The 18659-nt window shown below is 43.3% G+C and carries 15 protein-coding genes; 7 read left to right on the forward strand and 8 right to left on the reverse strand.

All coding sequences use genetic code 11. The annotated features are described in order from the left end of the window. Positions 1-83: 83 nt before the first annotated feature. Positions 84-509: a peptide-methionine (R)-S-oxide reductase MsrB gene (msrB, locus tag EPB74_RS07325; protein WP_274903602.1), complete on the reverse strand. Its 426-nt coding sequence runs from the start codon at positions 507-509 to the stop codon at positions 84-86. A 428-nt stretch (positions 510-937) separates the two neighbouring features. Here msrB and EPB74_RS07330 point away from each other — a divergent pair, with 428 nt between their 5' ends. Then, the gene (locus tag EPB74_RS07330; RefSeq protein WP_274903603.1) at positions 938-2575 is read left to right on the forward strand and encodes an aminotransferase class I/II-fold pyridoxal phosphate-dependent enzyme; all 1638 of its coding nucleotides are present in this window, start codon (positions 938-940) and stop codon (positions 2573-2575) included. A 121-nt stretch (positions 2576-2696) separates the two neighbouring features. Here the strand turns inward: EPB74_RS07330 and EPB74_RS07335 are convergent, their stop codons facing one another. Beyond that, entirely contained in the window at positions 2697-4304 is a 1608-nt protein-coding gene (locus EPB74_RS07335; RefSeq protein ID WP_274903604.1) for an inorganic phosphate transporter, read from the reverse strand. A 266-nt stretch (positions 4305-4570) separates the two neighbouring features. Between EPB74_RS07335 and EPB74_RS07340 the strand changes: the two genes are divergently transcribed. Beyond that, the gene (locus EPB74_RS07340) at positions 4571-4801 is read left to right on the forward strand and encodes a hypothetical protein (protein WP_079691172.1); all 231 of its coding nucleotides are present in this window, start codon (positions 4571-4573) and stop codon (positions 4799-4801) included. A 168-nt stretch (positions 4802-4969) separates the two neighbouring features. Here EPB74_RS07340 and EPB74_RS07345 read toward each other — a convergent pair whose 3' ends face one another. Beyond that, positions 4970-6670: an ATPase gene (locus tag EPB74_RS07345; protein ID WP_274903606.1), complete on the reverse strand. Its 1701-nt coding sequence runs from the start codon at positions 6668-6670 to the stop codon at positions 4970-4972. 307 nt (positions 6671-6977) lie between these two features. Here EPB74_RS07345 and EPB74_RS07350 point away from each other — a divergent pair, with 307 nt between their 5' ends. The 5 genes from EPB74_RS07350 to EPB74_RS07370 all read left to right on the forward strand — a co-directional run bounded on the left by EPB74_RS07350 (position 6978) and on the right by EPB74_RS07370 (position 13213). Beyond that, positions 6978-7688: an FFLEELY motif protein gene (locus tag EPB74_RS07350; protein WP_079691170.1), complete on the forward strand. Its 711-nt coding sequence runs from the start codon at positions 6978-6980 to the stop codon at positions 7686-7688. A gap of 91 nt (positions 7689-7779) precedes the next feature. Next, positions 7780-8907: a bifunctional demethylmenaquinone methyltransferase/2-methoxy-6-polyprenyl-1,4-benzoquinol methylase UbiE gene (gene ubiE / locus EPB74_RS07355; RefSeq protein WP_446740029.1), complete on the forward strand. Its 1128-nt coding sequence runs from the start codon at positions 7780-7782 to the stop codon at positions 8905-8907. A 156-nt stretch (positions 8908-9063) separates the two neighbouring features. Further along, complete coding sequence (locus EPB74_RS07360) at positions 9064-9783, forward strand: ubiquinone biosynthesis accessory factor UbiJ (RefSeq protein ID WP_274903607.1); 720 nt, start codon at positions 9064-9066, stop codon at positions 9781-9783. 165 nt (positions 9784-9948) lie between these two features. Continuing rightward, positions 9949-11607: an ABC1 kinase family protein gene (locus tag EPB74_RS07365; protein ID WP_274903608.1), complete on the forward strand. Its 1659-nt coding sequence runs from the start codon at positions 9949-9951 to the stop codon at positions 11605-11607. A gap of 175 nt (positions 11608-11782) precedes the next feature. After that, a complete protein-coding gene (locus tag EPB74_RS07370; protein ID WP_274903609.1) occupies positions 11783-13213 on the forward strand; it encodes an FAD-binding oxidoreductase in 1431 nt (476 codons plus the stop codon). Positions 13214-13334: 121 nt separating this feature from the next. On the opposite strand, the gene ruvB is transcribed toward EPB74_RS07370, so the two are convergent. The 5 genes from ruvB to EPB74_RS07395 form a co-directional block, all read right to left on the reverse strand. Then, entirely contained in the window at positions 13335-14315 is a 981-nt protein-coding gene (gene ruvB, locus EPB74_RS07375) for a Holliday junction branch migration DNA helicase RuvB (protein ID WP_079693028.1), read from the reverse strand. A 174-nt stretch (positions 14316-14489) separates the two neighbouring features. Further along, complete coding sequence (gene ruvA, locus EPB74_RS07380; protein ID WP_274903610.1) at positions 14490-15113, reverse strand: Holliday junction branch migration protein RuvA; 624 nt, start codon at positions 15111-15113, stop codon at positions 14490-14492. A gap of 85 nt (positions 15114-15198) precedes the next feature. Then, the gene (gene fba / locus EPB74_RS07385; protein WP_079691164.1) at positions 15199-16236 is read right to left on the reverse strand and encodes a class II fructose-bisphosphate aldolase; all 1038 of its coding nucleotides are present in this window, start codon (positions 16234-16236) and stop codon (positions 15199-15201) included. 440 nt (positions 16237-16676) lie between these two features. Continuing rightward, entirely contained in the window at positions 16677-17063 is a 387-nt protein-coding gene (locus tag EPB74_RS07390; RefSeq protein WP_079691163.1) for a hypothetical protein, read from the reverse strand. Between the two features lie 259 nt (positions 17064-17322). Next, on the reverse strand, positions 17323-18537 hold the full coding sequence (locus EPB74_RS07395) for a phosphoglycerate kinase (protein ID WP_274903611.1): 1215 nt from the start codon (positions 18535-18537) through the stop codon (positions 17323-17325). Positions 18538-18659 lie beyond the last annotated feature (122 nt).

Genomic DNA, 18659 nt, shown 5'->3' on the forward strand with positions numbered 1-18659 from the left:
ATTTAATGAGTAATAGGGGAACACTATACGATCCCCTATTATTTTCTAACTTTATCTTAACGACAAACTCGCTATTTTTTGAGCTATTCTTCAGTTTTATCTAAATCAATAGACACTGAGTTGATGCAATAGCGCATGCCAGTCGTCTCACGTGGACCATCAGGGAACACATGACCTAAATGCGCACCGCAGTTGCTACAAGTGACTTCCGTACGGCGCATACCCAATGAGTCATCGATATGTTCATCGATAGCACTACTATCGATACCTTGATCGAAACTTGGCCAGCCGCAACTAGCATCAAACTTGCTGCTTGAATCGAATAATTTTGCGCCACAACCTTTACAGTTATATATCCCTTTATCATTGAGGTCGTTATAAACACCAGTATGTGGACGCTCTGTGCCCTTCTCGCGCATCACATGATACTCGTCAGCACTCAGGCGCTCTTTCCAATCAGCTTCTGTCAGTTGGCTGATTTCTTCTTTGCTCAGTTGATTGTCTTGCATAACCTATCCTTATTGAATGATTTATAGTCTAATCTACTGTGAATCATTTGCTACCAGTGATTTATCGTCTTATTTTTATAAAAACGATGGGCTTTATCTGTTGGTTGGTGCTTTATTATTCAAGACATTCATTACAAGAACGCCAACCATATCAATTGATAGCATACGGGCTTAAAACAGTAGCGATAGGTAAAATATAACAAATTATCTTGAATCATCGATGAGTAAAGATGTAATTTTAAGAAACATCAACTTTAATGCAAGATATTCTTGCATTAACAGTTATTATAAATCATTAAAAAACTTGCATTAAAATTAGTTATGCAATAATATCTTGCATTAGGTATGAATTAAAAATTTATCACTTTGATATTTTTTCTTTAATACGCTATTTATTACAAACTCATTGCATAAAAAAGGCTTACATGATGATAGCTGATGATAAGAGCAAGGATACACAAGCTGAACGACTGGTACAGCTACGCCGTGACAAAGGGATGACTGCCGAGCAATTAGCACAAGCGATGACTGCCGCTGGCGCAAAGGTCAGTCGCGGCGCTATCTCTAATTGGGAACGTGGAACGAATGGCATTGTGTCATCCAAGTTACCTACACTAGCGCGTATCTTAGGCTGTAGCGAAGGCTATCTATTGCGTGGTGAGCTTCAAAGTGACATCAATAACGATGTAGATTCAAGCAATCTTATGCAGTCTGACAATACCAATGAAGACGTTGCCTCAGGCGAGCAAAATAGCGGCGACAGTCAACATCAACAAACAATCTCCTCTACTCCCCGCACAAATTCATCAAACAATCTTATGAGTGGTCACTCTATGAATGCCATAAAAAAATCCGATAAATTACAAAACGTCTGCTACGACATTCGTGGTCCTCTCTTGCAAACTGCCAATAAAATGGAAGCTGAAGGCAAACGTATCCTCAAGCTTAATATTGGCAACCCTGCCCCTTTTGGTTTAGAAGCGCCGCATGAGATTTTGCGTGATGTGGCGATGAATCTGCCAGAAGCAACGGGCTATTCAGATTCGCAAGGGATTTTTTCAGCGCGTAAAGCCGTCCTGCAATACTACCAATCAAAGGGACTGCTATCAGCGGTTGATGTCCGTGATGTGTATCTAGGTAATGGCGTTTCTGAACTCATTGTCATGACCATGCAGGCGCTGATGAACGATGGCGATGAAGTGCTGGTCCCAATGCCAGATTATCCACTTTGGACGGCAGCTGCCAATCTAGCAGGCGGTACAGCGGTACATTATCGCTGTAATGAAGAAGACAACTGGCATCCTGATATTGAAGACATCAAATCCAAAATCACTAGCAAAACTAAGGGCATTGTGGTTATTAACCCCAATAATCCAACCGGCTCACTTTATAGTGATGAAGTGCTACTGCAAATCATCGAGGTCGCAAAAGAGCATAATTTAATTATTATGGCTGATGAGATTTATGACCGTATTCTTTATGATGATATGGAACATACGCCGATGAGCACCTTGACCGATGAAGTGCTGGTCTTGTCATATAATGGTCTGTCAAAGTCGCATCGCATCGCAGGCTTTCGCGCAGGTTGGATGATGGTTTCAGGTCGCAAAGAACATGCCACTGATTTTATCGAAGGTTTGGATATGCTCGCCTCTATGCGTCTGTGCTCTAACGTCCAAGGGCAATATGCGATTCAGACAGCCATGGGCGGCTATCAAAGTATGAAGGATTTAACCTCTACAAAAGGTCGTTTATACAAGCAGCGCGAGTTGGCAGTTACCCGCCTTAATGCGATTAAAGGTATTTCTTGCACCATGCCACAAGGGGCGTTTTACTGCTTCCCAAAGATGGATCCTGAGATTTACCCTATCGAAAATGACATGCAGTTTATGATGGATTTATTGTTGGAAGAAAACGTATTGATGGTACAAGGAACAGGGTTTAACTGGGACAAACACGACCATTTCCGCTTGGTGTTTTTACCCAACTTACACGACTTAGAAGACGCCATGGATCGCTTAGACCGCTTCTTTGCTAAAAAGCGTAAGCAATTTGGTACCGATTGATTTAACTTTTACATACATTACTGTTTATAAAAAAACGCTTACCGATATGATATCGATAAGCGTTTTTTATATCTGACGTTTTTATAAGCAACTGAAACTTAAAATACTATAAGTTTTAGTTTTAAAAGATATTTATCAATACGATATAACTGATTGCAGACATCGCGGCTGCCGCAGGAAGTGTAATAATCCATGCTAAACCGATAGGCTTCATCAGCGCCCAGTTGGTATCTCTATTGACGATACCAATGCCAAGTACTGCTCCTACTAACGTATGCGTACTCGATACTGGTAGACCCATGGTTGAAGCGCCCATGACCACAGCAGCGGCAGCCAATTCAGCTGAGAAACCAGAAGCGGGATGCATTTTTGCTAAGTTCGTACCCACTGTTTGAATCACTTCTTTACCGATGAACCAAAGACCAACGATAAGAGCAACACCAAAAGTTAGCATCACTGCTGGAGGTACTGCGGCTTCTGTGGCAATACTATTGGTACGGATAACATCCATAATCGCTGCAAAAGGACCAACAGCATTGGCAATATCGTTTGAGCCATGACTAAAGGCAAAAGCTGACGCGGTAAATACTTGCATCCAGCTAAACATAATAAACGTGGCTTTGGTCAAGTCTTCTTTATGCTTGCCACGGATACTTTTGGTATAAATAAAGGTCGCAAGCCACACTAGCGCCGATATCATCCCCATGATTAAAAAGCCTTGCAGCGTCGTCATACCATTATTGACGTTCTTCAGACCTTTAAAAATGACCAAAGAGGCCATGACCGCACCGCCTGCAGCCGCAATAATAGGTACCCATTTTTTAAGTGCTTTTAAGGTATCAAGGTTGCTGCGCTCGTTCTCAATCTCATAAAGCTCTTTGTAATAATCGGTCTCTAAATCTTCAACGACGCAATCATCATCTTTATAAATTTCTTGATCACGTAACATCGCTGAAGTATAAGCCAGTTGTTCTGATTCTGTCAGACCGTCCAAATACTCTTTATGATTGTGTTTTAGCGTCTTTTTATTGTCTTTAAGAGTCGCAATATGCGCCTCTGTTTTATCATTATACTCAATGATGTTTTTCTTAATCTGTCCATATAAAAGATAAGAAAATATGCCGCCTAGTAGCGGTGATATCACCCAAGAGATAGCGATAGTGCCAATCGTGCCCCAATTCACTGTAGATAACGCCATTTCAGTACCACCTAAAGTGATACCTAATACAATGGAGCTACCAACCACGCCGCCGATAATGGCATGAGTGGTCGAAACCGGCAGGCCTTTTTTAGTGGCAAACAACAGCCAAAATGCGGCAGCAATCAAAGCTGAAAGCATGACATAAATGAACTGGTTGGGTGTTACCGATAGACCATCTAAATCGACAATGCCGCTGCGAATGGTGTCGGTCACTTCACCGCCTGCCAGCACGGCGCCCGACACTTCAAATATCGCTGCTATACCGAGCGCTTGAGGGATCGTTAACGTCCCTGCACCCACTGAGGTACCAAAGGAGTTGGCGACATCATTACCACCAATATTGAATGCCATAAAGACACCAAAAGCAGTGGCGACAATAAATAGCGTCGTCTGCTGATGCATGGTGTAATCTAGACCCCACCACAAAAAGTAGCCGGTCATCGCAATAAGTAAAACACCAAAAAATAGATTAATTCTCATAGAACCGACTGCTTTCGTTGATCCTGTAGAGCTGCTGCTAATACCCATACGTCGATACGTCCTGCGTAAGCTGATTGAAATTATATGCGATTGATGACATTGCGATGCTATTAATGGATGATGGAATGTTTTTTACCATCCAAAACTATGATAGCGTGCGCGCAACGTGGTTCTTTATTATACGGTTTTGAATTGCTTTTTTTAAATACGCTATTAATACATTACCTTGGCGATTTTATAGGTTGCTTAAAACACACTTTGGTTTGACCATGCTTTGGTTTGAACACGACAAAAACATAAGATAAAAACCCATCATGCAAAATACTATAAAGCCGCAAGGGATATTGCCAAATCGTCCGATTAGAGCATCTTGCGGCTTAGGTATTTATAGTGATAGTGTTGTTGTGGTAAATTTGATTGTCATGAAAAAAACATTGATATTAAAAGATAAATTGATATTAAAGAATAAACAGTCAAGCGACCAAGCTATTTTAATAGATAGCAGCGCTCATTACGCGCCTATTATATTAAATATAGACGCATAATGCATGATGATATTACAAGATTTGTAACTGTACATCTGTGGTTTGAAAAATTTGCTCATTTAGTCAAAGAGCGTTGTTATATTTTAATCATTAATCAGCCTCGATATCCGCTTTACAACTAGTCCACAACTACTATGGGCATGAGCGAGCGCAGTAAATATCAGAGCCTTAGCGAGTAGAGAGTACCGCTGAGAGCTGCTCAATCGCATGGTCTAAAACGTCCAGACGCGCTTGACGCTTGTCGTTAGTCGCAATAACACACCAAGGCGCACTTTTGGTATCGGTACGTGCCAGCATATCAGCAGCAGATTGTACGTAATCTGACCAGTTCTCACGATTACGCCAATCATCGTCCGTTAATTTAAACTGTTTATGCGGTGTCTCTTCACGCGCTTCAAAACGTTTGAGTTGCTCTTGTTTATCGATAGCCAGCCAGTATTTGATAACCAAGGTACCTGACGCTGCCAAGTCTGCCTCAAAACGATTGATTTCATCGTAAGCGCGCTGCCACTCCTCATCAGTGGCAAAGCCCTCAATACGTTCAACCAATACACGTCCATACCACGTACGATCAAAGATAGCGATACGACTGATACGGTCTGTTTGCTCGTTTGGGAGTTTGGTCCAAAAGCGCCATAAATAAGGATGCTGTAGCTCATACAGCATGGGCGCGCTAATATTATAAATTTGATATTCACGTGGATCGAGCGGTGCCACCAGCCTTTTAATAGCGCCGCCCTTGCCAGCGGCATCCATACCTTCAAAAGCAAACACCACATGACGGCCCTTACGCGCGCGGAGTAATTCAGCGAGCTTTACTTGCTTGGCTTCAAGTTGTTGATGATAGTCTGATTTATCTATATATGAATCGGCTATTTCCGTCAATAATTTAGGTGGCTTTACATTCTCAAACTTAACAGGCTCAAACTTTGGTTGATCACTATGATTTTTCTCTACTTCACTGCTTTCTGCTTCACTGCTTTCTGCTTCACTGCTCGCCAATGCCATTTGCATAGCATGTAAGGCTTCATGACAAAAATGCATGGCGGCTTTTGATTTATCAGCACCATCAATAATGGTCCAATCACCTTGCTGGCGTAATAAGGTAGCTGCTACCTCATTAAACTGCGTCACTACTGCCGCGCTATGCCAATCAATCTGATACAAAAAACGTGGGTCTGTCTCATCATCGTTTAGCCTTGCCTGCAAGGTTTCGATATCTACATGAAACCAGCACTTCAGCAGCTTAGTATGATTCGCAGCAAGATCTTGCTCAAAGGCTTGCAGCTCAATCAGCTGTTGCTGCAAATAATCTTGCCACTTACCAATGGGTAACGCCTTAGTATTTATATTCGTATCTATATCAGCATCGGCACACTTTTTATTTTTTATCAATTTCTCATTATTTTTGCTATCTGAATGTGCCATACGCATCACGTTATATAGCAAATCGGCATACCAGTTGCCAAAATAAACCATCACATCACCGTAGCGCGGCATGGCTTTAGTATGCGCTTGCCAAATCGGCTGATGATCTAATGGGCAATCACCGATGATCGCCTCAACCTTAAGTAGACGCGGATCTACCCACTGCCGTAGCTGCGTGACCGCGGTTCCCTTGCCTGCCTGCTCCATACCATTGACCAGTACCAATAGCCCCATTGGTTTATTGGTGGTTGGCGGTGTTTGTTGACGCGTCGCTCGTAGGGCGAACTGGGCGGTGACCAATGCCAGTCGAAGCGCATCCTTATCCATAAAAAACTGACTTAAAGGATTGGGTGTTAAGCGCTGCTCAACGACTTCTTTACTAAAGGGGGCGCTCACTGCTTGTGGCGCGTCTGCTTCAGTCGTATGATTTTTTTTGCTCATATCTGTGCTCGCTATAGCGTTATTAAATAATGAGGTTAAAATAACGAAGTCACTTAATCATAGCACTGAGTCCATTCAGTAAATAACGCGGCTATGTAACAGAGCAAGATAACAGGACGAAGTAACAGAACTAGATAAGAGCGCTATGTAACAGTTTGGCATTTGTATTCTGCTTTATTTTCTTTTAAGGTGAACAAAATCTTGCGAGCATGTTTTAATAGCTACCCATAAGCATAAAAACTCAAAACCACTTAACTTATTTATTATCAATTTGATGAATATTTCTACTTTTATAGGATTACCTGCCATGTCTGCTTTAGCCAATCTACAACAGCATTTAAACCGTTTTTGGGCGCTGCCACATCATAACGATGCCGCATTAAACACCAAGCTCAAAGAGGTACAATCATGGCAACAAGCACGTATCAAGCAGACGCATAGCGCGCTATTTGAACAACCAAAAAACAAACCGATGGCAGATTACTTTTTGACCCAGCTCTACGGTGGTGATGAATTCAAAATATTAGCAGAACAATTGGGTCGTATTCTTCCTAAGGCCAAAAAACTTGAACGCCTTGCTAAAGAGTCGGCTTTAGAAGCAGGAAGCATGGGTATTCAAGCCTCTATCTTGGCGATTGAGCTCGATTTACATTTGGCTCAATGGTTACTTGCTCAAGACCTACCGGTCAATGAAGAAAATATGCTCACCGCTTACCGCGCTGTCGATGAAGCCAATGAGCGCCGAGTCCAAATTAATAATCTTAAAGAAGTCTGTTATCGCACCGATAAGCATCTCAACTCATTTATGCTAAAAAAAGCCTTTGCAATAGCAAAAGGTGCAGCTTATCGTCATGGTTATCAACCGCTTTACGACTTTATTGATGCAGGCTTTAAAGCGATGAAACCACTCAGTAGTGTGAGCAGCTTTATCGAACCGTTTTGTGAGCGTGAGCTACAAATTATTGATGAAGTTCATGCCACGGATAATGGCGGTAAGCCAGCAACGTTTGGTGTATGATAGGATTTATCGTATAAGTGGCTAACGGCACACTTTATATGAATAATCATGGCCAAAAAACAAGCATAAAAACCAATAATAGGACAATGCAATGACTGATCAAAAACCTAATGCGAATGTCAATACTACTACCAACGGTCACTTACAGGATAAATTGGTCAGTGATAGCATCGCTCATAATCAAGATATCACCGCTCAAGTAAAAGCACGTCAAAATACTGGCACAAATCCATTGCTACAAGCCAATGCGCAAAACAGCAGTGACAGTGTTAACAATAATGACTTCACGCAAGTTCAAGATTTACCAACAGGAACGCCGCAAGGCCAACAAACGACTATGCCAAATACCAGTACAGCAAATGCCAATCTAAATAACGCTTCGAACGCCTCAGCACAAACCAACGCACAAACAGCCAAACAAACGGTCTTTAATCAGCGTGATGATATCAATAACCCACATACGGCTGATACTGATGGCAATGAAGAAACGCATTTTGGTTATAAGACCGTCAATAAAGCAGAGAAGCAAGCACGTGTCGCTGATGTTTTTACCTCAGTCGCCAAAAAATACGACATCATGAATGACTTAATGTCATTTGGTATCCATCGTCTGTGGAAGCGTTATGCAATTAGCTTATCGGGCGTTCGTGCCGGTCAGCATGTGCTTGATATCGCTGGCGGTACCGGTGATTTGGCGAAAGTCTTTAGCCGTGAAGTGGGCAAAAACGGTCACGTTGTATTATCAGACATCAATGCGGCGATGCTAGAAGTCGGTCGTGAGCGCCTCATCAATGCCGGTTGTAACAATGTCGATTTCGTATTGGCCAATGCTGAAACTTTAGCGCCCTTTGACGATGAAAGCTTTGATTTGGTCACCATTAGTTTTGGTTTGCGTAATGTCACGGACAAAGATGCTGCTTTAAAAGCCATGTATCGTGTACTTAAGCCGGGCGGTCGTCTATTGATTTTGGAATTCTCAAAACCAGTATTTGAGCCATTATCTAAAGCCTATGACTTATATTCATTTACTGCCTTGCCGATTATGGGCAAGCTGATTGCCAATGATGCTGAGAGCTATAAGTATTTGGCTGAGTCGATTCGTATGCACCCTGATCAGCAGACGCTAAAACAAATGATGCAACAAGCGGGCTTTGAAAATTGTGATTATCATAACCTGACCGCTGGTATCGTCGCCGTACATCGCGGCTTTAAAGCGTAGCAATAAAAAGTCGTAGCAATAAAAAAGCTTAACGATGAAAATTTTCATGATAAAAATCGTGACGATAAAAATTGCTAATACTCATCAGTCGTAACAATTGACCCCGATAAACGATGCGCTTTTTTTAAGGCGCTCAACTAAATATGTGAGAGCCTTATGCTGACTGTCTTACTTTTGGCTGGTGCCGAAAAGCTGATTAATATCGCTATTACTAGCGATGAAATTACCAAAGCTGGTCTTGCACCGCTTGCTGGCAAAGTATTACGACTAAATATGGGTGCACCGGATGTGAGTTTGGATGTGCTATTTACTGATGAGCGTTTGCGTTTTGAGCCGGTAACGACCGAAAGCGTTTTTGAAAGCAATTTTAAAAACGCTTCTAAAAGCAACGATCATACTAATGAGCGTCAAAAAGCCAATATGGATAAAGCACGAATTGGCCACAGTAGTCCAGACTGTGTCATCACCGTTGATAATCCAGCTCAACTGCTCAACCTAATGCGCGGCACTGACGGTAACCTGCCTATCGCTGGTGATTACAAAGTACTGATGCAGCTTAAACAACTGGTAGCAGGTTTTGATCCCGATGTGGCTGGACAACTTGAACCATTTATTGGTAAGCCGATGGCCAGTCAATTGCATCTGCTCATATCACAGCTCAAAAGTGGCTGGCGGCATAGTGCCAAACGCGCTTTTAACGATGTCAGCGATTGGGCCAATGATGTGGCGGGTAATGTTGACTCTGACCCTATGCAGACAGCAGAGATGAATGACCTTAAGCAGCAACTATTAAAGCTACGGGCCGATGTCGAACGTGAAGAAGCCAGACTGGCAGCTATCAAAGACGAGCAGGCGCGTTTAACCAACCATAGATAAAAGTGTTATTAATCACACATTATCTATAGTGGCTTAATCTATAACGACTTACTTTAAAAGTAAGACAGTGCTGCTGTGATGGTTTTTTTGCAGCATACATAATCGCAGTATAAACAATCACAGCGCCTACCCTATTTTCGACTTTATCTAGAGTACTTATACCTCATGCTATTATCTCATCGCGCCCGTTTACTTGAGCTTTGGCGTATTGCCGCCACGTATCGTATTGACACGCACCTGTCTGTTGAAGAGGCACCGCAGCTACAACCTTTAGCGCGTTTAATCCGTATGCATCCAGCAGCTTGGGGTAAAAAGCACCAGCCCAATGCGATTAAATATGCCCTTGAAGATATGGGTACGCTTTTTTTAAAGCTTGGGCAATTACTCTCTACGCGTCGTGACTTAGTACCGCCTGAGATTATTGAGCAGCTGGTACAGCTGCAAGATAAAGTTAAATCTTTTGACTCTGATATCGCCATTGCTCAAATCCAAGACTCTAAACACGGTCTCGGTCAATCTATTGGTACTTTATTTGCGCGCTTTGATGTAAAACCTTTAGCAGCAGCTTCTATCGCCCAAGTACATACCGCCGCCCTGCATGACGGGCGTGAAGTGGTAGTCAAAGTGGTTCGTCCTGACATTCGGACTACCATTATTGCAGACTTTGAGCTACTGCGTGAATTGGCTGATTGGGCATCGGCTCGTATTGAAGCGGCGCGTGCCATACATATCATCGATATTGTCGAAGACTATCGGCAAGTGATGCTCAATGAGTTAGATTTGACCCTTGAAGCAGACAATACCACCCAAATGCGCAACAACTTCTTAGGTTCTGCATTGATGTATGTACCTGAAGTTTATGACGCTGCTAAAAACGTTATGGTCATGGAGCGTATTCAAGGCGTCCCTATCTCGCAAGTTGAAGTATTTGATCAGCTGGGCTATGACCGAGCCGCACTAGCAGAAAAAGGCTTAACCATATTTTTCACCCAAGTATTTCGTGATAACTTCTTTCATGCTGATATGCATCCGGGTAACGTCTTTGTAGAGACACCACCCGTTAAAACTATCCATGCAAATATGGCTGCGATTGATTTGGGTCATGAGCCACGCTATATCGGTCTTGATTGCGCCATCATGGGCACCTTATCAAAGGACGATCAGCTCATCGTAGCGCGGATGCTATTGGCGGTGATGAATAATAACTTTACCGCGATGGTTGATATCGTCAGCCGAGCTGGCTGGATACCGCCAAGTGCCGATAAACATGCGTTGATGCGTGACATGAGCCGCACTGTCGGTCCGATGTTGCAAAAATCCATTAACGATATCGATTTTGCTGGCGTTTTGATGCAAATTTTGGATATCGCCCGCCGCCATCATATGAGCATTCCACCGCAATTAATGCTACTTCTTAAAACCTTGGTACATGTCGAAGGACTCGGTCGCGACTTATATCCTGATCTTGATATTTGGTCACTTGCTAAGCCAATTTTAAGCAGCTGGATTAAAGAGCAATTAGATCCGATGCGTAATTTACAACAGCTACGCCAGCAATTGCCAGAGATATTACTGTCGACGACTGATATCCCTAAGCTGCTAGACCAAGGACTGCAAAGTCTCGCCTCACAAGGGTCACGCCAAGACAGTCAACTGCGTGAAATACAGCAGATTCGTTCCGATATGCTCAACGACCGTCGCCGCGATTGGTTGGCGCTGTCGGGTTTCGCTATTTTCATTGCGATTGCGACACAAGTCGGTTGGTTTGCACCTGTCTTTTATCTATTGGCTATTTTAGTCGTCGTTTGGCGTATCTTAGCCTAGACCGCTGAATGCTAAATGCTAAATGCTATTAATAATCATCAATTCAAACGTTCGTTAAACAAGCGCTCACTAACTTTAATTATCCTTTGAAAAAATATAAAGGTAGCTAGCGCTTAGCTTTATTTTATGTCTCGTCCATTCAGTTTAGAACCCGCTTTATATGTAGGAATCGACCATGTCATCTTTACCCGCTTCTCACCTTGAAAACACTGTTAAACCAGATCATAGTGCTGCTATTGCGGTCCTACAAACTCGCTTCGGTAAACAGCTCAGTACTACTGCTACGGTACGCGAGCAGCATGGCCACACGATGACTTGGTTAGCCAATCAGCCGCCTGATGCGGTACTAACCGTACAGGATAAACACGAGGTAGCAGCGGCCGTAGAGATTTGCAATCAATACCAGATGCCGGTGATTGCCTTTGGTATTGGCTCTTCTTTAGAAGGTCAATTGAATGCTCCTTATGGCGGATTGTGTATCGATATGCATGCGATGGATGCGATATTACAGGTGCATAACGAAGATCTGACAGTGACCGTACAACCTGGCGTCACACGTGAGCAATTGAACCATTATTTACGTGATACGGGGTTATTTTTTCCGATAGATCCTGGTGCCAACGCCAGTATCGGCGGTATGGTTGCTACTCGCGCTTCAGGGACTAACGCAGTACGTTATGGCACTATGAAAGATGTGGTGCTCGCGCTTGAAGTCGTCACAGCAAGTGGAGAGATTGTTCGAACAGGCACACGTGCCAAAAAATCTGCTGCCGGTTATGATTTAACGCGGCTAATGATAGGCTCAGAGGGTACGCTCGGTATCGTTACCGAAGTCACGCTCAAATTATTTGGTATTAGCGAGTGTATTGGCAGCGGCATTTGTCATTTCCCAACCATTGAGGATGCTTGTCAAGCAGTCATGCTCACCATTCAAATGTGCTTGCCTATTGCACGTATTGAGCTACTGGACGCCATGCAAATCAAAGCTTGTAATCAATATGCCAATCTTAATCTACTTGAAACGCCGACGTTATTTGTGGAGTTCCATGGCACAGAAGCTGGCGTTCGCGAACAAGCGCAGATGTTTACCGATATCATTGAAGAGTTTGGTGGCACCGATTTTGTTTGGGATACCAATGAAGCCGAGCGTAAACGTCTCTGGCAAGCGCGTCATAATGCTTATCACGCCAGCTCCGCCCTACGCCCTGAAGCAAGCGCCTTATCGACTGATGCCTGTGTACCCATTTCACGCTTAGCGGAATGCGTCAGTGCGACGGCAAAAGATATCGAAGCGTCCGGTATGATTGGACCTATCGTCGGTCATGTTGGTGATGGCAATTTTCATGTTTTATTATTGGTTAATACTGATGATCCAGTAGAGGTGGCTACTGCGGACGGTATTATCGATCGTCTTGCTATGCGCGCGATTGCGATGGATGGTACCTGTACCGGCGAGCATGGAATCGGGCAAGGCAAACAAAAATATATGGATCAAGAGCATGGCAATGCCATCGCGATGATGCAGGCTATTAAGGCAGCACTTGACCCTAAAAACATCTTAAATCCCGGTAAAATATGGCCTCAGCCTTTACCTATAAAATCGTAACCTATAAAATCGTAGCCATATAATAATTAACAAAAAAAGTTTACCTGCGTTTAATTAGAGAATTAAATGCAAGTACACTTTTGGGCTTATGATTTATGATTTGATATTTCTGATTTTAATACTATACCATCTGATCAATCGCCATCTGTGTCAATACTCGTCCGCGTGCGGTCCGTAGCACATAGCCTTGCTGGATAAGATAAGGCTCAATGACGTCTTCTAACGTTCCACGATCCTCAGCCATCGCCGCGGCCACTGCTTCAACCCCAGCAGGACCACCGTCAAAACGCTCGTGTAATATCTCGATATAACGCCTATCTAAATGATCAAGGCCGCGTCTATCAACTGCTAGCATATCGAGCGCGCTACCCGCAATCGCACCATTGATACTGCCATCGCCTCTGACTTGAGCATAATCACGCACACGGCGTAGTAAGCGGTTGGCAATTCGTGGCGTACCACGAGCACGGCGAGCAATCTCAACCGCACCGTCCTCACTCATCGGCACCCGCATCAGCCGAGCTGCACGGCTCACAATCGTCGTCAAATCAGCAATGTTATAGAACTCAAGCCGCTGTACGATACCAAAGCGATCGCGTAAAGGTGACGTTAATAATCCTGCTCGCGTGGTTGCTGCAACTAGCGTAAATGGTGGCAAATCAAGCTTAATAGAGCGTGCTGCTGGACCTTCACCAATCATAATATCCAGCTGAAAATCCTCCATCGCTGGATAAAGGATTTCTTCAATAACAGGACTTAAACGGTGAATCTCATCGATAAATAACACATCACCAGCTTCTAAATTGGTTAGCATGGCCGCTAAGTCGCCTGCACGCTCTAATACAGGCCCTGACGTTGAGCGTAGATTACCACCCATCTCACGAGCAATAATATTGGCAAGGGTTGTTTTGCCCAAGCCTGGCGGACCAAAGATTAGCGTATGATCCAACGCTTCATCACGCGCACGTGCCGCGGCAATAAAAACTTCCATCTGCTCACGTACCACTGGCTGACCGATATATTCAGCCAATAATGCTGGTCGAATATTGGCATCAGGAGCATCAGCTGCTCCTTCTAGCGGATTAATCAAACGATCTTGCATCATAGGTTTTATCATTATATTTAAATCATTATTTTTAAAAGACTGGGTAATAAATAGCATAACTAAACGCTACGCATAAGTCATGCAAAACATCATAAAGTACGCGCCAAAACGAAAATAAGCGACACTTAATGTCGCTTATTTTTAATAATCATTATTCACGTAAAAGCACCGCTACTTAAAACTCTGAAACTGCTGCAATGTGGCTTTTAATAAGCTTTGCGTATCTGCAAACGTCTCGCCATTACCCTTCGCCGCCTTAATAGCTTGCTGAGCTTCTTTTTCTTTGTAGCCCAAGCTCACTAGAGCGCCTTCCACCTCAGCAATAATACTGCCCTCGTGAGAAACTGGCGCTGATTGAGAGATAAACTCTAAATTACTGTCATCAACTTCGATATTTTTAAGCTTATCTTTTAGCTCAATTAATAAACGCTGAGCCGTCTTTTTACCAATACCAGGAATGCGCATGAGTGCCGTTTCCGAGTCTTGCTCAACGTGCATTTTTAGCTCAGCGGCTGACATTGCAGACAGCATTGCCAATGCCATTTTGGCACCAACACCATTAATTTTAATCAATTGGCGAAAAACATCACGCTCTTTACGATCGATGAAACCAAACAGCAGCTGTGCATCTTCACGAACATGAAAGTGCGTCCAGATACTTGCTTGCTGATTCAGTTGCAACTGGCAAAATGATGGCAGTGGCAGCTCAATATCATAGCCGACGCCAGATGTGGTCATGACACAGGCAGTTGGTGCCATCAAATACTGCACCTGTCCAGTAATCAATCCAATCATAATCCACTACCTCTCATAAGCGCTATTATAAAAAATGAAATGAGCTGCCATCTCGTTATTGAGTGCTGTCTTTTATCAGTCAAGCTTACTGATAAAAATCGACCATACCTTCGAGGCTAATAGGGCGAATCTTATGCGCTTGACCAGCAGAGCCAAAAGCTTCAAAACGATTGGTACAGATATCTGACATTGCTACCATTGATGCTTTGAAATATTTACGTGGATCAAACTCGCTAGGATTTTCTGCAAGGAATTTACGGATAGCGCCTGTTGATGCCAAACGTAAATCAGTATCGATATTTACTTTACGGACGCCATGCTTAATCGCTTCAACGATTTGCTCAACGGGCACACCATAAGTTTCGCCAATATTACCACCATTTTCATTGATAATTTTTAACCACTCTTGCGGCACTGATGATGAGCCATGCATGACCAGATGCGTATTAGGAATACGAGCATGAATCTCTTTTACACGCTCAATCGATAAAATATCGCCTGTCGGTGGACGGGTAAATTTATAAGCACCGTGACTGGTACCAATGGCAATGGCAAGCGCATCAACGTTAGTGTCTTTAACGAACTGCTCGGCTTCGTCAGCGCTGGTCAATAGCTGCTCATGATCTAGCACCCCTTCTGCGCCAGAACCATCCTCTTCGCCTGCCATACCAGTCTCAAGACTGCCCAAGCAACCAATCTCGCCTTCTACTGAAACACCGCAAGCATGAGCCATTTTGACCACTTCACGCGTGACGCTGGCGTTGTAATCATAATCCATTGGCGTTTTGCCGTCTTCACCAAGCGAGCCGTCCATCATCACTGATGAAAAGCCAAGCTGAATTGAGCGCTGACAAATAGCAGGTGACATACCGTGATCTTGGTGCATCACGACTGGAATATGTGGCCACTCTTCAATAGCAGCAATAATCAAGTGACGCAAAAATGCCGAGCCTGCATAACTACGCGCGCCGGCACTGGCTTGTACGATCACAGGAGAGTCACAGGCGTCAGCCGCTATCATGATGGCACGCATCTGCTCTAAATTATTGACATTATAAGCAGGAACACCATAGCCGTGTTCAGCAGCATGATCCAAAAGTTGACGTAACGATATTAAGGCCATAAAACGCTCTCTGGTTATGTTTTAAAAATAGTATTTTGAAGATGATATTAAGAAATCATTTTTAACAATACGACGCTGCAATACTTACTCTGCAACCCAGCTTTGTAATAGATATTCCATTATAAGCCAGCAAAAAGCACTGTTTTTTGCTCGTCATTATTACGCCGTGATTATAGCAAAAATTACCGCCGCTTCGTAGCGCTTAGCCGACTATTTGTTTGCCTGCTTGGTTTTTCTAGCTTGTTTGCATAATTAGGCTATCGATCTCGTTTGCTACCAGTAATAACTTACTTTTTATAAAGGCTACCGATTATTTTTATCAATAAAAAAAGCCTTGGCAATCACCAAAGCTTTTTCCATTTTTTTAGGGCTTGTAAAGCAACTAATAAGCTAATGATTTACCCATTAATTCTATATTAATAGAGTTAGCTTTATTTTTCTTAGTATTGTTGCTCTGCTTCTACTGCGTTTTCACTGGCTTTATCCGCGACAGCCGTTGCGCCATCGGCAACCACTTCAGCAGTATTGGCAACGGCTTCATTTGCGCCTACCACAACCGCTTCACCAGTATTTTCTAGCGCGTTTGCAGCATTAGCACCAGCGGTTTCAGCATTGTCTGCAGCATTAGCACCAGCTTCTTGAGCAGCAACTTCCGCTTCAGCAGCAGCAGCTTCAGTTTTCGCAGCGGCTTCTTCCGTGTTGGCAGCAGCATCTTCACCAGCAGAGTCGGCTGCAGCGGCAGTTTTATCTTGTGTTTCTTGGCTACATGCAGTGATTGCAAAAGTACCAGCAAGAACGCTAGCAAGTAATAAATGACGTTTTAACATAATAAATCCCTCATAAATAAAGCATGTCAAACACATGGTTTGCGCTATTTTATAGAGTGCAAATTAGACATGCAATAACAATTTTCAGTATAGAAACAAATAATTACCACTTAACAATAATCAATAACCATTCATGCTTATCGTACTTAAAACAGTAAGATAAGAATAGTAGCCAAAATATTATCGCTACAGCTTACCTTAGATGTTGAGGCTGAGTTGTACGCCTAATGTTACTCATATGCTTACTATTGTTAAGGCATTAGTCATTGATTTGTAGAGCAGCAACCGCCGGTAATACTTTACCTTCTACAAACTCTAAGAATGCGCCACCACCGGTTGACATATAGCTAACCCCATCAGCCACTTGATATTTATCAATCGCAGCAAGCGTATCGCCGCCACCAGCAATCGAGAAACCTTGGCTGCTTTTGACAGCATCCGCCACTATTTTAGTACCATGACCAAAAGCATCGACTTCAAACACACCTACTGGACCATTCCATAATATGGTTTTTGCATTGATAATGGCATTAGCCAGTTTTTCAGCACTTGCTGGGGCGATATCTAATATCATGTCATCATCGCCGATTGCATCGACAGATTTGATAGTGGCCGCAGCCTTTTGTAATGAGCCCGTAAAATCGGCAAAATCAATATCATTTTTATTGGCAACGACGACATATTCAGGCAATAAGATCTCGGTTTTCCCCATGATTTCACGAGCCGTATCCACTAAGTCTGCTTCGTATAATGAGGCACCAACGCTATGACCTTGTGCCGCCAAAAAAGTATTGGCAATCCCGCCACCCACGATAATCTGCGAGCAGAGCTCAGCCAAACTATGCAAAACTTCTAGTTTGGTAGAGACTTTTGAGCCACCGACAATAGCCAGCATCGGCTGCGCTGGTGTTTCAAGCGCCAAACTCAATGCATCAAGCTCGGCTGCCAATAAAGGTCCAGCACAGGCAGTTTTTCCAGCTTGGTGCATAGCTTGGGTAACGCCTTCAGTTGATGCTTGCGCACGATGGGCAGTACCAAAAGCATCCATCACAAATATATCGCACAAATCCGCATATTTTTGCGCTAAAGCCGCATCATTTTTCTTTTCACCTTCATTAAAGCGCACGTTTTCTAGCAGTACGACTTCGCCCGCTTTGATGGAGACACCTTGAGTCAGGTAATCACAATTGAGCGTCACTGGTTTTGATAGTTGCGCTGCCAATTTATCACTTAAATAATCAGCGACGGGCGCTAGCGAATATATTGCCTCAGGAGTTCCCTCCGTTGGGCGACCTAGGTGTGAGCAAACAATCACCGCGGCCCCTTTCTCAAGCGCCATTTTAATCGTTGGTAAGCTTGCTTGTAAGCGAGCGTCACTGGTGATTTTACCTTCTTTAATAGGCACATTAAGATCTTCACGAATCAACACCAATTTATCGGTCAAACTCAGCTCGCTCATACGCAAAAAATTCATTACCTGCTCCTATGCATCATCTATTGTTAATCTACAATGTGGCTGTTTGTTAAATATTACTGAATGATTTTTATTAAACTTATTTAGTCGATTCATCTTGCTGGTTATTTTTATAACACTGA

The sequence above is a fragment of the Psychrobacter sp. DAB_AL62B genome (genome assembly GCF_028895345.1).
Lineage (GTDB): Bacteria > Pseudomonadota > Gammaproteobacteria > Pseudomonadales > Moraxellaceae > Psychrobacter.

Bases quoted from the DNA above. Each gene is read 5' to 3' on its own strand.
- EPB74_RS07330 (WP_274903603.1), top strand. From the start codon at position 938: ATGATAGCTGATGATAAGAGCAAGGATACACAAGCTGAACGACTGGTA.
- EPB74_RS07370 (WP_274903609.1), top strand. From the start codon at position 11,783: ATGTCATCTTTACCCGCTTCTCACCTTGAAAACACTGTTAAACCAGAT.
- msrB (WP_274903602.1), bottom strand. From the start codon at position 509: ATGCAAGACAATCAACTGAGCAAAGAAGAAATCAGCCAACTGACAGAA.
- EPB74_RS07340 (WP_079691172.1), top strand. From the start codon at position 4,571: ATGCAAAATACTATAAAGCCGCAAGGGATATTGCCAAATCGTCCGATT.
- EPB74_RS07350 (WP_079691170.1), top strand. From the start codon at position 6,978: ATGTCTGCTTTAGCCAATCTACAACAGCATTTAAACCGTTTTTGGGCG.
- EPB74_RS07390 (WP_079691163.1), bottom strand. From the start codon at position 17,063: ATGTTAAAACGTCATTTATTACTTGCTAGCGTTCTTGCTGGTACTTTT.
- ruvB (WP_079693028.1), bottom strand. From the start codon at position 14,315: ATGCAAGATCGTTTGATTAATCCGCTAGAAGGAGCAGCTGATGCTCCT.
- ruvA (WP_274903610.1), bottom strand. From the start codon at position 15,113: ATGATTGGATTGATTACTGGACAGGTGCAGTATTTGATGGCACCAACT.
- EPB74_RS07365 (WP_274903608.1), top strand. From the start codon at position 9,949: ATGCTATTATCTCATCGCGCCCGTTTACTTGAGCTTTGGCGTATTGCC.
- EPB74_RS07335 (WP_274903604.1), bottom strand. From the start codon at position 4,304: ATGGGTATTAGCAGCAGCTCTACAGGATCAACGAAAGCAGTCGGTTCT.
- EPB74_RS07360 (WP_274903607.1), top strand. From the start codon at position 9,064: ATGCTGACTGTCTTACTTTTGGCTGGTGCCGAAAAGCTGATTAATATC.
- EPB74_RS07395 (WP_274903611.1), bottom strand. From the start codon at position 18,537: ATGAATTTTTTGCGTATGAGCGAGCTGAGTTTGACCGATAAATTGGTG.
- EPB74_RS07345 (WP_274903606.1), bottom strand. From the start codon at position 6,670: ATGAGCAAAAAAAATCATACGACTGAAGCAGACGCGCCACAAGCAGTG.
- fba (WP_079691164.1), bottom strand. From the start codon at position 16,236: ATGGCCTTAATATCGTTACGTCAACTTTTGGATCATGCTGCTGAACAC.
- ubiE (WP_446740029.1), top strand. From the start codon at position 7,780: ATGACTGATCAAAAACCTAATGCGAATGTCAATACTACTACCAACGGT.